Origin of the sequence: Herbaspirillum sp. CAH-3, from assembly GCF_009668275.1 — a bacterium.
Lineage (GTDB): Bacteria > Pseudomonadota > Gammaproteobacteria > Burkholderiales > Burkholderiaceae_D > Herbaspirillum > Herbaspirillum aquaticum.
The window spans coordinates 257,776-271,710 of the sequence record NZ_VSWE01000009.1; the positions used below are offsets into that span (position 1 = coordinate 257,776).

The following is a 13,935-nucleotide window of genomic DNA, read 5'->3' on the forward strand; positions in this document are numbered from 1 at the left end:
CGGAAGGGAAGTGGAAACGCGCGGATCAAAACACGGCGGGGACACGTTGCCGTATCCCCGATTGCTGCGCCACATTTTACGCCCTCAGGCGTTTGTCTTCAGAAGGCCTGCGGACGCCACTTCAGCAGGCGCCGTTCCAGCGCATGCAGCAGCCAGTCCGCCGCCAGCGCCACCACGGCCAGCACGATCATGGCCGCGAACACACCGCTGGCATTGAAAGCCCCTTGGGCAGTGGAGATCAGCAGGCCGATGCCCTGCTTGGAACCGAGGAATTCACCGACCACCGCCCCCACCAGCGCAAACCCGAAGCTCACATGCAGGCTGGCCAGGATCCACGACAGCGCCGAGGGGATCACCACCGCCATGGTCACCTGGCGCGGCGAGGCGCCGAGGATCTGGGCGTTGGCAATCATGTAGCGGTCGGCTTCCCGCACGCCCTGGAAGGCATTGGCGAAGACCACGAAGAACACCATCACCACCGCCAGCGCCACTTTGGAGGCCATGCCCAGGCCAAAGGCGATGACGAAGATGGAGCCCAGCACCACGCGCGGGATCGAATTGGCGATCTGGATGTAGAGGCTGAAGACATCCGAGAGCAGCTTGTTGCGCCCGAGGATGATGCCGGCGATGACCCCGGCTACCGAGCCGATCAAAAATCCCAGCACGGTTTCTTCGAGGGTCACCAGGACCTGGGTCCAGAGCGGGCCCTGGGAGGTGCCCTCGACCATCCACTCGACGATCTGCGCCACGATGGCCGACGGTTGCGAGAAGAAGAAGGGATCGATCCAGCCGAGACGCGCGCCGCCTTCCCAGCCGCCCAGCACGATCACCAGGATGGCGATGCGCAGGCCGATGACCAGTTGTTTTCGTGCGCGGATCTTGCGCCGGGCCTCGGCTTCGACGCCGGCGATATCCATCGTCGCGGCGCTGTGGCTGGCTTGTGCTTGTGTCATGGGAGTCCCCTGTATTTCAGAATTGGATAGGCGATGTGGCTGCACGGCATGGCGACTCAGGCAATATGCACTTCCTCGCGCAAATCGGCCCAGATGCGCCGCGAAATATCGATGAAGCGCTGCTCGTAGCGCACCTCCTCCATCACGCGCGGACGCGGCAGGTCGATCGGGTAGACGCTCTTCAAGGTGGCCGGGCGGGCGGTAAGCACATAGACCTTGTCGGCCAGCGCAATGGCCTCCTCCAGGTCATGGGTGACGAACACCACCGAGCCCGAATGCGCCGACCACAGGCGCAGCAGTTCATCCTGCATCAGGGTGCGGGTCTGCATGTCCAGCGCAGAAAAGGGTTCGTCCATCAGCAGAATCTCGGGGCTGTTGATGAAAGTCTGGGCCAGCGCCACGCGCTTGCGCATGCCGCCGGAAAGCTGGTGCGGATAATGGTCGCCGAACTTGTCCAGGCCCACGCGGCGGATCCATTCGTCGGCCAGCGCATGGGCCTGCTCCCGGGACTGGCCCCGGAACATGGGGCCGGCCGCCACGTTGTCGCGCACGCTGCGCCAGGGAAAGACCGCATCGTTCTGGAACACGAATCCGATACGCGGATCGATGCCGTTGACCGGCTGTCCCATCACCCGCACCTCCCCCAGCGTCGGCTTGAGCAGGCCGGTGATGAGCGAAAGCGTGGTCGACTTGCCGCAGCCGGTGGGGCCGACCACGGCCACGAATTCGCCGCGCGCCACGCTCATGGAAAAATCGCGCAGGGCCACCGTGGCCCGGCCATCGGCCGTGATGAAGCGGCAGCTCACATTGCGCAATTCAATGGCCGGCGTGGCCTGGGCGGCCTGGCCGACGGGGGTGAAGGCCTGCTGGTTGATGGCGTTCATCGTGGGGCTCTTTCGTGGCTTGGGGTTGAATTCGGGTTGAACGCGCCCCTGACGCGCTGCCGCGCATCATGGCGTATATCGTTTATATAATTTTCGGGAAGACTGGCCCGCAGCCAGTCCCCGCCTCATTTCACGGCGTTGACGAATTCATCCGTGTAGGTCTTGGACAAGTCCACATGCTTGCCCTTGACGTTGGGATTGAAGCCCGACAGTACCGACAGCACCGTTTCCGGCCCGCCCTTGGGCATCTTGCCGTCCTGCGAATACATGGGCAGCGAATTGGTCAGGGCCTGTATATACAGCGCCTTGTTGCTGCCGTAGTAGTCCTTGGGCATCTTCTCGGCGATCTGCTCGGCGCTGTGCGTGTTGATGAACCTGAGCGTCTTGACGAAGGCGCGCGCCAGCTTCTGCGCTTCCTCCTTGTGGCTGTTGAGCCAGCTGCGCTGTACATACACGCTGGAGGCCGGGTACAGCCCGCCGAGCGCCTTGACAGTTCCCTCCACGGTGCGCATGTCCACCAGCACCTGGGCGTCGCAGGTCTTGAGCAGGAGTGACGCGGTCGGTTCGGTGGTCATGCCGGCGTCGATGCGGCCCTGCTTCATGGCGGCGATGAAGGTATTGTCCGCGCCCACCGGCAGCACCGAGAATTGCTTGGAGCTGATGCCGTGGCGCGAGGCCAGGTATTGCGTCAGGAAGTTGGTGGACGAACCCAGCCCGGTCACGCCCAGGGTCTTGCCCTTGGCATCGGCCATGCTCTGGAAGTGCGGCGCGGCCTTGGTGGAGACCAGTTCCACTTCGCCCGGCACCTGTCCCAGGATGGTGATGGCTGTGATTTCCTTGCCCTTGGTCTGCAGGTCGATGGCGTGATCATAGAAGCCCACGACGGCCTGCACCGCACCGGCCAGCAGTTCGTTCTCGGCATCGACCCCGGCCGGCTGCGACTGCAGCTCCACGTCCAGGCCCTCTTCCTTGAAGTAGCCCAGTTGTTCGGCCAGCTTGGCGGGCAGGTAGACCATCTTGTTGATGCCGCCCACCATGATGGTGACCTTGGCCGCAGCCATGGAGGGGATCGGCAAGGCGGCCAGTACGGTGCCGGCAACGGCCAGCGAGAGCAGGCCACGGCGGAGGTTTTTGTTCACGTCAGCTCCTGGAAATCGATGCGAAAGCCCGTGGATTCTACGGTGCCTTCATATCAGCGGCAAAATTCACTTTACCGCGTCGACAAACTCGTTGGTGTAGGTCTTGGCAAGGTCGATGTTCTTGCCCTTGATGTTGGGGTTGAATCCGGCCATCACCTTCAATACCTGTTCCGGCCCGCCGGCAGGCATCTTGCCATCGGGCGAATACATGGGCAGCGAAGCCTTGAGCGCCTGCACGTAGATGGCCTTGTTGCCGCCGTAGTAGTCCTTGGGCATCTTCTCGGCCACTTCTTCGGCCGAATGGGTCTGGATGTATTTCAGGGTCTTGACGAAGGCGCGCGCCAGCTTCTGCGCGTCGGCCTTGTGGCTCATCATCCAGGAGCGATGCACATAGAGGCTGGAAGCCGGATACAGTCCGCCCAGCGCGGCCTTGGTGCCTTCCACGCTGCTCATGTCGACCAGGACCTTGGCCGCACCCGAGGCCAGCAGGATGGAGGTGGTCGGCTCGGTGGTCCAGGCCACGTCCACGCGCTTCTGCTTCATGGCGGCGATCAAGGTATTGCCGGCGCCGACCGGCAGGATGGAGTAATCGCCCGCCTTGAGGCCGGCGCGGCTGGCCAGGTATTGCGCCAGGAAGCTGGAGGACGAACCCAGCCCGGTCACGCCCAGGGTCTTGCCCTTGAGGTCGGCCATGCTGCGCACGGTGTCGGCCAGGTCGGCGCGCACCATCTCCATGCCGCCCGGCACCAGCAGCAGCTGGGTGATGGACGTGACTTCCTTGCCCTTGCTCTGCAGGTCGATGGAGTGATCGTAGTAACCGACCACGGCCTGCACGGCCCCGGCCAGCAATTCATTCTCGGCATCGACCCCGGCCGGCTGCGACTGCAGCTCCACATCCAGGCCTTCTTCCTTGAAGTAGCCCAGGCTCTCGGCCAGCTTGGGCGGCAGATAGATGAGCTTGTTGATGCCGCCGACCATGATGATGATCTTGTCGGCTGCATGGGCTTGCGGGGCTGCCAGGCCCAGGGCGCAGGCAGCGATGGCGGTGGCGCCCAGGGCCAGCAGGCGGCGGCGCAGGGGCTGTGTTCCGAGGGGCGGGAACACGCGCAGGTCGTGACGCATTATGATTGTCTCCATATTTTGGTTGGATGGTCTGTCGCCATCTCTTGTAGACTGCGGGCCTATTCTAAGAAGCCGAAACCTTCATCCAGCTTTCCAAATTCCGGCTTTCTGCTTTGCAGCGCAACAAAAAAGAACCTCCAGAAACACGAGACCATCGCATGAAATTGCTCCTGATCGAAGACAATCCCCAGCTCGCCCACTGGCTGGAGCAGATCCTCAAGGAACACAAGTTCAAGGTCGATATCGCCGCCGATGGCGAGATCGCCGACCAGGTCCTGCGCGACGAGAACTACGACGTCGTGCTGCTGGACCTGATGCTGCCCAAGCTGCACGGCAAGAACGTGCTGCGCCGCCTGCGCGAGCGCCACAACGGCGTGCCGGTGATGATCCTCACCGCCAGCGGCTCCATCGATGAAAAGGTCGAATGCCTCGGCGCCGGCGCCGACGATTACTTGGTCAAACCCTTCGAGATCCGCGAACTGGTGGCCCGCATCAAGGTGCTGGTGCGCCGCCAGACGCCCGACAAGGCCGCCGAGATCCATTGCGGCGACCTGGTCTATGACAGCAACACGCGCCAGTTCGCCGTGGCCGGCGCGACGCTGGCGCTCCCGGCGCGCGAGCATGACGTGCTGGAAGTGCTGATGTTGAAACAAGGCAAGACGGTCTCCAAGACTGCGCTCATGAAGGGGGTCTTCAGCCTTTCCGAAGAACCGAGCGCGGACGCCATCGAGATCTACATCTCGCGCCTGCGCAAGAAGCTGGAGCAGTCGAGCGCGGCCATCATGACCCTGCGCGGCCTGGGCTATCTGCTCAAGCAGAAAGATGATTGACAGCCTGCGCCTGCGGCTGCTGTGGTGGCTGCTGATCCCGATGGCGGTCTACGTGGGCCTGTCCACCGGCGATGCGTATGACAATGCCGTCTCCAGCGCCACCCTGGTGCAGGACCGTGCGCTGCTGGCCTCGGCCCGCATGATGGCCGGCCAGGTCGGCTGGAGCGATGGCGCGCCGGTGGTCTCGATCCCGCCTGCGGCGCTGGAACTGTTCGCTTCGCCGGCGCAGGATGCGGTGTATTACCAGGTTCGGATGGATGACGAGACACTCCTGGCCGGACGTCCCGATTTCCCCGCCGAGCCTGACTTTGCGGCGCTCTATCCGGTCTATACCACGACCACCTTCGAGGGCAAGCCGCTGCGCGTGGTCAGCTATATCCGCGCGCTGTTCGATGAAGGCACGCTGCGCATGGTGGCCGTTTCGGTGGGCCAGACCATGCAGGGACGGCAGGAGATGATCGACGACCAGTGGCACGCCTCGCTGCGGCGCCAGATCGTGCTGCTGCTGCTGGCCATCAGCCTGGTGGTGCTGGGCCTGACGATGGAATTGCGCCCGCTGCTGGCGCTCAAGGACGAACTGGCCACGCGCGAGCCGGATTCGCTCACGCCGCTGCGTGCCGGCGGCTTGCAGCAGGAATTGCGGCCCATCGTGGAGGCCATCAACCAGTACATCTTCCGCCTCAATGCGCAAGTGACGGTGCAGAAGCGCTTCGTGGCCGATGCCGCGCACCAGTTGCGCACGCCCCTTGCCGTGATCGATTCGCAGATCCAGTTCGCCCGCCAGCTGGACGATCCGGCGCGGGTCAAGCAGGTGCTGGCCTCCTTGCAGGAAGGCAGCCGCAGCATGACCGACCTGACCAACAAGCTGCTGCTGCTCTCCCAGGCCGAAGCCTCCAACAGCAGCGCCTTCCCGCGCGCGCCGGTGGACCTGCTGGCGGTGGCCGCCATGGTGCTGGAGGAACTGGCCGGACTGGCGCTCAAGAAGGGCATCGACCTGGGGCTGGAGACCACGCTGGAGAGCGCCATGGTCAACGGCAACGAGGCGCAGCTGATGGGCTTGCTGATGAACCTGATCGACAATGCCCTGCGCTATACGCCCGAGGGCGGCAAGGTCACCGTGGGACTGGAGAAGAAGCGCAACCAGGTCATCATCACCGTGACCGACAATGGCCCCGGCATCCCGGCCGAGGTGCGCGAGCGCGTCTTCGAACGGTTCTATCGCAATGCCGCGCCGGATCAGCCGGGCTCCGGCCTGGGACTGGCCATCGTGCGCGAGATCGTGCAGGCCTCCCAGGGCGCAATCCGGCTCGACGCGCCGGCCCGGGGCAGCGGCCTGGTGGCTACGGTGAGCCTGCCGGCGCTGGCGAGCTGACACCCCTCTTTCCCATGCAGCGGTAATACAAAAACGCGCCGCCGCCACAACAAACGATCAAAAAGTATCAGCCCGCTGCACGCTTTTGGCGTGGAGCGGCGCGCCCTGCCCTCGTACTCTTGCTCCTGCCTGTGAAGGCAAAGGGTGCTTGCGACTCCCCCCGCATCTGCGCCCGACCTGAACGATAAAAAATACCAGGAGACAAACCGTGAACAAGATCTGCTTGGGCGCCGCGTGCGCCGTCCTTGGCGCTGCCCTGCCCTTGGTGGCATCGGCGCAGTCCTGCAATGTCCCCGTGCTGAAGGTGCTGGCGCAGAAGAGCCTGGGCCTGACGGTGATGGAAAAATCGCTGGCCGATTACCAGAAGCGCACCGGCACCCGCGTGGAGATCAGCTACTTCGGCGAGAACGACCGGCGCGCCAAGTCGCGCCTGGATGCTTCCACCAAGGCCGGTTCCTACCAGGTGTATTACGTCGATGAGGCCAACGTGGCCGAGTTCGCCTCGGCGGGCTGGATCGTACCGCTGCTGAAGTATTTCCCCAAGGAGGCCGACTATGACGACTTCCTGCCCGGCCGCCGGGCGGTGGCCAGCTACAAGGACGTGGCGTATTTCGCCCCGCTGATCGGCGGTTCCGATTTCCTCTTCTATCGCCGCGACCTGCTGGAAAAAGCGGGCCTGCCGGTCCCGCGCACGCTGGACGAACTGGTGGCCGACATCAAGAAACTGCATTCGCCGCCCGGCGTCTATGGCTGGGTGGCGCGCGGCCAGCGCGGCTCGGGCATGAACGTGTGGCGCTGGGCGCCCTTCATGCTGGCCCAGGGCGGCCAGTGGACCGACAAGAACAACCAGCCGGCCTTCAATTCACCGGCCGCCGTCAAGGCCACGCAGCTCTATGCGGAACTGTTCAAGTACGGTCCCCCGGGCGCAGCCACCTATGACTGGAGCAATGCGCTGGAAGCTTTCCGCTCGGGCAAGGTGGCTTTCATGATCGAGTCCACGCCCTTCGCCGACTGGATGGAGGACAGCAGCAAATCCAGTGTGGCCGACAAGGTCGGCTATGCCCGCCCGCCGGCACCGCTGCCCTCGGCCGCCTACGGCCACGGCCTGGCCATCTCCGCCATCGGGGCCAAGGACGAGTGCACGCGCCAGGCGGCCGGCAAGTTCATCGCCTTTGCCACCGGCAAGGAGCAGGAACAGGCACGCCTGCGCGAGAAGGTCTTCAGCGACTACAACCGCACCAGCACCATCCAGAGCGATTACTTCCAGAAAAACGTCAAGCCGCAGATCCTGGCAGGCCTGAAGGACACCACCCCGGTCTCCAAGCTGACCATCTGGCCCAGCCCGCAGTGGCCGGACATCGGCGACAACCTGGGCGTGGCGCTGGAAGAAGTCTTCACCGGCACCCAGAAGGATATTCCCCGCGCCCTGGACGAAGCCGCCCAGTATGCGCAGGACGCGATGGAACACGCGCGTAAATAATTTCCTTCATTCAATCGCGTCAAACGATGTAGCCGCCCTGTTCCCTCGCCGGGACGGGGCGGACTCCGGAGTCCTGCATGTTCAATCGTGGAAAGACCTCGCTGCCCTACCTGTTCCTCGGCCCGTCGCTCCTGGTGATGCTGGTACTGGGGCTGGTGCCGACGGTGGCGGCGATCAACCTGGCACTGAAGAACCGCGTGCTGCGCTATCCCGACAGCGACTACGTCTGGTTGCGCAATATCGAGCGGCTGATGTCGGACCGGCGCTTCCTCAACGCCATCGAAGTCTCGGCGATCTGGGAAGTGGTCACCGTGCTGGGCGCGGTGGTGGCCGGCATCCTCATCGCCATTTACCTGTTTGAGAACGTCCACGGCAAATGGCGGCAAGCCATGTGCGTCTTGCTGATCACGCCGGTGCTGCTGCCGCGCGTGTCGGCCGCCTTCATCTGGAAGTTCATGTATTCGCCGCTGACCGGCATCCTGGGCTGGCTGCTGGGGCTGGTGGGCATCCATGACACGGCCTTCCTATCAGACCCGCTGCTGGCGCTCTATGCGGTGGCGGCCGTGGATATCTGGCAGTGGGGATTGTTCTTCGCCGTGATCGTCCTGAAGCTGCTGGAAACCCTGCCGCCCGAACCGCTGGAAGCGGCGCGGCTGGATCATGCCCGCACCTGGCAGGTGTATGCCTACATCGCCCTGCCGATGTTGAAGGCCCCGCTCATCAGCCTGGTCTTCATCAAGATGGTGGAGTCGCTGCGCTCCTTCGACCTGATCTACGTGATGACCAAGGGCGGGCCCGGTGTGGCCACCGAAACGCTGGACATGTATGCCTATGCGCAAGGCATCGGGCTCTCCGGCAAGGTCTCGTATGCCTCCACCATGGCGGTGCTGATGATGGTGGCTACCACGCTGATCTTTACCCTGATCTGGAAACGGGTGAGCAAATGGGAAGACTGATCACACGCTGCGCCGTCTGGGGCGTGGGCATCCTGCTGGTACTGGTGGCGGTGTTTCCGCTGCTGTGGGCGCTGCTCAATTCCTTGAAGACCTTGCTGGACATCGTCACGCCCACGCCGCGTTTCCTCTTCACGCCGACGCTGGAGAACTATCGCCAGGTCATCGGCAGTCCTGAGGTGCTGGTGGGCCTGACCAACAGTGCCGTCATCGTCGGCAGCGCCGTGCTGCTGGGGACGCTCATGGGCGTGCCGGCAGCCTACGTGATTGCGCGCTACCACGTGCCGGGCAAGCGCGACATCCAGTTCTTCCTGCTCTCGCTGCGCTTCCTGCCGCCGGTGGCGGTGGCCATTCCGCTCATCGCGATCTGGGTCGACCTGGGGCTGTATGACACGCGCTTCTCCATGATCGTGACTTACCTGCTGACCACGCTCTCCACCATTACCTGGCTATCGATCCCCGTGTTCCAGCGCATGCCGCGCGAGATCGAGGAAGCCGCCACCCTCGATGGCTACGGCCCCTACGCGGTGTTCTGGAAGATCGCCCTGCCCAACTGCGCCGGCACCTTGCTGGGCGGGATCATCTTCAGCTTCGTGCTGGTGTGGAACGAACTGATGATCTCCCTGGCGCTGACCTCGTCCAACAGCGCCACGCTGCCGGTGGTGGCCTCGGCCTTTACTTCCATGGGGCAGGAAGTGCCGTGGGGCGTGATCAACGCGTCCACCGTCCTGCTGGCGCTGCCGCCCCTGATCTTTGTCGGCGTCTTGAGCCGGCTGTTGAATTCCATCCTCACCGGAAAATAAGGAGATCCCATGCAAGCCCTCGTACTCGAAGCCACGCGTGAACTGGCCCTGCGCGACATCGACCTGCCGCAGGACCTGGGTGCCCAGGATGTGCGCATCCGCATCCACACCGTCGGCATCTGCGGCAGCGACCTGCACTACTACACCCACGGCCGCATCGGTCCCTTCAAGGTGGAAGCACCCATGGTGCTGGGGCACGAGGCCTCGGGCACCATCATCGAAGTCGGCAGCGCCGTCACGCAACTCAAGGTCGGCGACCGCGTCTGCATGGAGCCGGGCATCCCGCGCCTGGATTCACCGGCCACGCTGCGCGGCCTGTACAACCTCGATCCCTCGGTGCGCTTCTGGGCCACGCCGCCCATCCACGGTTGCCTCACCGGCAGCGTGGTGCATCCGGCAGCGTTCACCTATCGACTGCCGGACAATGTCAGCTTTGCCGAAGGGGCCATCGTCGAACCCTTGTCCATCGGCCTGCAGGCCGCCACCAAGGCGCGCATGAAGCCGGGGGATACGGCCGTGGTGATCGGCGCCGGGACCATCGGCGCCATGACTGCACTGGCCGCCCTGGCCGGGGGCGCGGCGCGCGTGATCCTGGCCGATGTGGTGGCGGAGAAGCTGGCCCATTTCGCCAGCAATCCCGCCGTCATCACGGTGGACGTGACGCAGCAGCACTTGAGCGCGGTGGTGCAAGAAGTCACCGAGGGCTGGGGGGCCGATGTGGTGTTTGAGGCCTCGGGCCATGCCGGCGTCTACCAGACGCTGCTGGACCTGGTCTGTCCCGGTGGCTGCGCGGTGCTGGTGGGCATGCCCCCCGAGCCGGTGGCGCTGGACGTGGTGACCATGCAGACCAAGGAAGTGCGGCTGGAATCGGTCTTCCGCTATGCCAACATTTTCCCGCGTGCACTGGCGCTGCTGAGCTCGGGAATGATCGATGTGAAGCCTTTCATTTCACGCAGCTTCCCCTTCTCGCAGGGGATCGAGGCCTTCAAAGAAGCCGCGCGCGGCCTGCCGCAGGATGTGAAGATCCAGATCGAGATGGAAGGCTGACCATGGCCGACATCCACTGCCAGGGCTTGTCCAAGCACTACGCCGGTGGCCCGCCGGTATTGCATCCGCTGGACCTCACCATCGGTGACGGCGAATTCGTGGTCCTGCTGGGCCCCTCGGGCTGCGGCAAATCGACCATGCTGCGCATGATCGCCGGCCTCGAAGAGATCAGCGGCGGCAGCCTCTCCATCGGCGGCAAGGTCGTCAATGACCTGCCCGCGCGGGATCGCAACGTGGCCATGGTGTTCCAGAACTACGCGCTCTATCCGCACATGAACGTGTATGACAATATCGCCTTCGGCCTGCGCCGCCTGAAGCGCCCGGCCGACGAAATCGACCGCCGTGTGCGGGAGGTGGCGGCGATGTTGAATCTCGATGCCCTGCTCGAGCGCAAGCCGCGCGCCATGTCCGGCGGCCAGCAGCAGCGCGCGGCGATTGCGCGCGCCATCATCAAGACGCCGTCGGTGTTCCTGTTCGATGAACCGCTCTCCAACCTCGATGCCAAGCTGCGCGCGCAATTGCGCGGCGACATCAAGCGCCTGCACCAGCGCCTGCGGACCACCACCGTCTACGTTACCCACGACCAGCTGGAAGCCATGACCCTGGCTGACCGCGTCATCCTCATGCAAGGTGGGCAGATCGTGCAGGCGGGCTCGCCAGCCGAACTCTATCGTTATCCGCGCACGCTCTTTGCGGCGGGATTCATCGGCACGCCCGCCATGAACTTCCTCGATGGCGTGGTCGAACGGGATGGCGCAACGCTCTCCGTGCGCTGCGAAGACCAGCGCTGGATCCTGCAAGATGAAAGGTTTTCACGCCTGATGCCGGGAATGTCGGTAAAGTTGGCGGTGCGTCCTGACTATGTCCGCCTGGCCGGCGAGCAGGACGCCGCCCACAGCCTGACCTGCACGGTCAATGTGGAACTGGTGGAGATCCTGGGTGCCGATGCCCTGCTCACCACCCGCTGGGGCGCACAGACGCTGACTGCCCTGGTGAGCGCGCAGCACCTGCCGCAGGCGGGACAGCGCCTGCACCTGGCCTTCGATCAGCACGCGTTGCACGTGTTCGATGTACAAAGCGGAGAGAACCTGTCGCTGCCGCCCGCCGCCTTCGCGGCCCGCGGCCATGATGACGGCCCGCATGGCAAGGAGACAAAGCATGAGTCCGGATCTGGAGCTGGTCCATACCCGCCAGGACGAATCGTTCAGGGCGTGGGTGCATGACTACCCGCACACGGTGGCCAAGTGGCATTTTCATCCTGAATACGAAGTCCACGTCATCACCGCATCCAGCGGCAAGTTTTTCGTGGGCGATTTCATCGGCGACTTCGGTCCCGGCAACCTGGTGCTGACCGGTCCCAACCTGCCGCACAACTGGGTCAGCAACCTGGGCGCGGGCGAACACGTGGGCGCGCGCGACCTGGTACTGCAATTTTCGCGGCCCTTTGCCGACCGCATGCTGGGCGCCATCCCGGAGCTCTCGCCCTTGCAGGATCTGCTGGAGGGCGCGGCGCGCGGCCTGCAATTTCCTGATGCATTGGGCAGGTCGATCATCCCGCTGATGCAGGACCTGGCACAGGCCAGCGGCGCGCGCCGTGTGGTACTGATGATGAGCGTGCTGGAGCAGCTGGCTTCCTGCCGCGAACGCAAGCCCCTGGCCGGACCGGGTTACGACCTGGATGCCCAGCGCCACATGTCCTCCACCATCAACCAGGTGCTGTCCTGCATCCGCCAGAACCTGGGCGGCAACCTGCGCGAGAGTGATGTAGCCGAACTGGCGGGCATGAGCGTGAGCAGCTTTACGCGTTTCTTCAAGCGGCATACGGGCTGCACCTTCATCCAGTACCAGAACGGATTGCGCCTGAACGAGGCCTGCGAATTGCTGATGTGCACCGAATTGAGCGTCACCGAGGTGTGCTACCGGGTCGGGTTCAACAATCTTTCCAATTTCAATCGCCAGTTCCTGGCCCACAAGGGCATGCCGCCCTCGCGCTTTCGCGCGCTGCACCGGCTCAACGACGAAGTCCGGGCGGTCGCGTAGCGCCTCTCCACTTGCACGCAAAGGAAAATGATTTGAGCTATCTCGGCATCGACCTCGGCACTTCCGAAGTCAAGCTCGTCCTCACCGACGACGACTCCCGCGTCATCGCCACCAGCAGCGCCCGCCTGCGGGTGGACAACCCGCATCCGCTGTGGTCCGAACAGGCACCGCAGGCCTGGTGGAACGCCACGCTCGACGCCATCGCCGCGTTGCGCGCCGAGGCCCCGCAGGCTTTCCAGGCCCTGCGCGGCATCGGCATCTCCGGTCAGATGCATGGCGCCACCCTGCTGGATCGCAACCGCAATGTATTGCGCCCGGCCATCCTGTGGAACGACATGCGCGCCCATGCGGAATGCGTGGAACTGGAAGCGCTGGTGCCGGATGCGCCCGCCATCACCGGCAATCGGGCCATGCCGGGCTTCACGGCACCCAAACTGCTGTGGCTGTCGAAATACGAACCGGCGGTCTACCGCGCCATCGACAAAGTCTTGTTGCCCAAGGATTACCTGGGCTGGAAACTGACGGGAGAATTCGTCTCCGAGATGTCGGACGCGGCTGGCACGCTGTGGCTGGATGTGGCGCGGCGCGACTGGTCCGACCGCATGCTGGCGGCCACCGGGCTGGATCGCAGCCACATGCCGCGTTTGGTGGAAGGCAGTGACGTGGCCGGCCAGCTGCGTGAGGAGTTGCGGCGCGAATGGGGCATCAGCGGCCCCGTGGTGGTGGCCGGTGGTGCCGGGGACAATGCGGCCAGCGCGGTGGGCATCGGCGTGATCCAGGCGGGCGATGCGTTCCTGTCGCTGGGCAGTTCGGGCGTCTTGTTCGCCGCCACGGCGCGGCATGCCCCCAATCCGCAGCAAGGTGTGCATGCGTTCTGCCACTGCCTGCCTGGTCAATGGCACCAGATGAGCGTGATCCTGTCGGCAGCAGCCAGCCTGCATTGGCTCTCCGGCGTGACGGCGCGGCCGGTGGCGGAGCTGGTGGCGGGGGCGGAGCGACTGACGGCGACGCAGCAGGCACAGGCGCCCTTGTTCCTGCCGTATCTCAATGGCGAGCGCACGCCGCACAATGATGCGACGGCAAAGGGCGTGCTGTTCGGCATGACGCCCGCGCATGAGACTGCGCATCTGGCCTATGCGGTGATGGAGGGCGTGGCCTTTGCGATGGCCGATGGCTATGCGGCCTTGCAGGCTGCGGGCACTATGCTGGAGAGTGCGGCTTTTGTGGGGGGAGGGTCGCGTAGTGCGTTCTGGGGAGAGTTGTGTGCGACCGCCTTGGGGATTCCTCTGCGACGGCATGCCGGGGCGGAAGT

Annotated in this window: 13 protein-coding genes; 9 read left to right on the top strand and 4 right to left on the bottom strand. The window is 64.4% G+C overall.

Annotation, left to right across the window (positions count from 1 at the left end):
• Nucleotides 1-98: 98 nt before the first annotated feature.
• From FYB76_RS13740 to FYB76_RS13755, 4 genes are all read right to left on the bottom strand, one after another.
• A complete protein-coding gene (locus FYB76_RS13740; protein ID WP_121045247.1) occupies nt 99-953 on the bottom strand; it encodes an ABC transporter permease in 855 nt (284 codons plus the stop codon).
• 56 nt (nt 954-1,009) lie between these two features.
• Nucleotides 1,010-1,837, bottom strand: a complete 828-nt coding sequence (locus tag FYB76_RS13745; RefSeq protein WP_154133980.1) for an ABC transporter ATP-binding protein — start codon at nt 1,835-1,837, stop codon at nt 1,010-1,012.
• Between the two features lie 125 nt (nt 1,838-1,962).
• Nucleotides 1,963-2,976, bottom strand: coding sequence for an ABC transporter substrate-binding protein (locus FYB76_RS13750; protein ID WP_370516347.1), 1,014 nt, complete (start codon nt 2,974-2,976; stop codon nt 1,963-1,965).
• A 66-nt stretch (nt 2,977-3,042) separates the two neighbouring features.
• Entirely contained in the window at nt 3,043-4,098 is a 1,056-nt protein-coding gene (locus FYB76_RS13755) for an ABC transporter substrate-binding protein (protein WP_154133981.1), read from the bottom strand.
• Nucleotides 4,099-4,256: 158 nt separating this feature from the next.
• On the opposite strand from FYB76_RS13755, the gene FYB76_RS13760 reads away from it, so the two are divergent.
• From FYB76_RS13760 to xylB, 9 genes are all read left to right on the top strand, one after another.
• Complete coding sequence (locus tag FYB76_RS13760) at nt 4,257-4,928, top strand: response regulator (RefSeq protein ID WP_154133983.1); 672 nt, start codon at nt 4,257-4,259, stop codon at nt 4,926-4,928.
• A complete protein-coding gene (locus FYB76_RS13765; protein ID WP_154133984.1) occupies nt 4,921-6,300 on the top strand; it encodes a sensor histidine kinase in 1,380 nt (459 codons plus the stop codon). Before FYB76_RS13760 ends, FYB76_RS13765 begins: the two co-directional genes overlap by 8 nt.
• A gap of 208 nt (nt 6,301-6,508) precedes the next feature.
• On the top strand, nt 6,509-7,780 hold the full coding sequence (locus FYB76_RS13770) for a sugar ABC transporter substrate-binding protein (protein ID WP_220407287.1): 1,272 nt from the start codon (nt 6,509-6,511) through the stop codon (nt 7,778-7,780).
• A gap of 77 nt (nt 7,781-7,857) precedes the next feature.
• On the top strand, nt 7,858-8,736 hold the full coding sequence (locus FYB76_RS13775) for a carbohydrate ABC transporter permease (RefSeq protein WP_088754845.1): 879 nt from the start codon (nt 7,858-7,860) through the stop codon (nt 8,734-8,736).
• Nucleotides 8,724-9,536, top strand: a complete 813-nt coding sequence (locus FYB76_RS13780) for a carbohydrate ABC transporter permease (RefSeq protein WP_154133986.1) — start codon at nt 8,724-8,726, stop codon at nt 9,534-9,536. The genes FYB76_RS13775 and FYB76_RS13780 overlap by 13 nt, the downstream gene beginning before the upstream one ends.
• Nucleotides 9,537-9,545: 9 nt before the next feature.
• On the top strand, nt 9,546-10,583 hold the full coding sequence (locus FYB76_RS13785) for an NAD(P)-dependent alcohol dehydrogenase (protein ID WP_154133988.1): 1,038 nt from the start codon (nt 9,546-9,548) through the stop codon (nt 10,581-10,583).
• Between the two features lie 2 nt (nt 10,584-10,585).
• Nucleotides 10,586-11,806, top strand: coding sequence for an ABC transporter ATP-binding protein (locus tag FYB76_RS13790; RefSeq protein ID WP_154133989.1), 1,221 nt, complete (start codon nt 10,586-10,588; stop codon nt 11,804-11,806).
• Entirely contained in the window at nt 11,742-12,623 is an 882-nt protein-coding gene (locus FYB76_RS13795) for an AraC family transcriptional regulator (RefSeq protein ID WP_088754841.1), read from the top strand. Before FYB76_RS13790 ends, FYB76_RS13795 begins: the two co-directional genes overlap by 65 nt.
• A 32-nt stretch (nt 12,624-12,655) precedes the next feature.
• On the top strand, nt 12,656-13,935 hold a 1,280-nt coding region (gene xylB, locus FYB76_RS13800), incomplete at its 3' end, for a xylulokinase (protein WP_154133990.1).

Excerpts from the sequence above, each read along its gene's own strand:
- FYB76_RS13780 (WP_154133986.1), top strand. The coding sequence starts at position 8,724 with ATGGGAAGACTGATCACACGCTGCGCCGTCTGGGGCGTGGGCATCCTG.
- FYB76_RS13760 (WP_154133983.1), top strand. The coding sequence starts at position 4,257 with ATGAAATTGCTCCTGATCGAAGACAATCCCCAGCTCGCCCACTGGCTG.
- FYB76_RS13775 (WP_088754845.1), top strand. The coding sequence starts at position 7,858 with ATGTTCAATCGTGGAAAGACCTCGCTGCCCTACCTGTTCCTCGGCCCG.
- FYB76_RS13745 (WP_154133980.1), bottom strand. The coding sequence starts at position 1,837 with ATGAACGCCATCAACCAGCAGGCCTTCACCCCCGTCGGCCAGGCCGCC.
- FYB76_RS13795 (WP_088754841.1), top strand. The coding sequence starts at position 11,742 with ATGAGTCCGGATCTGGAGCTGGTCCATACCCGCCAGGACGAATCGTTC.
- FYB76_RS13790 (WP_154133989.1), top strand. The coding sequence starts at position 10,586 with ATGGCCGACATCCACTGCCAGGGCTTGTCCAAGCACTACGCCGGTGGC.
- FYB76_RS13740 (WP_121045247.1), bottom strand. The coding sequence starts at position 953 with ATGACACAAGCACAAGCCAGCCACAGCGCCGCGACGATGGATATCGCC.
- FYB76_RS13785 (WP_154133988.1), top strand. The coding sequence starts at position 9,546 with ATGCAAGCCCTCGTACTCGAAGCCACGCGTGAACTGGCCCTGCGCGAC.
- FYB76_RS13765 (WP_154133984.1), top strand. The coding sequence starts at position 4,921 with ATGATTGACAGCCTGCGCCTGCGGCTGCTGTGGTGGCTGCTGATCCCG.
- FYB76_RS13755 (WP_154133981.1), bottom strand. The coding sequence starts at position 4,098 with ATGCGTCACGACCTGCGCGTGTTCCCGCCCCTCGGAACACAGCCCCTG.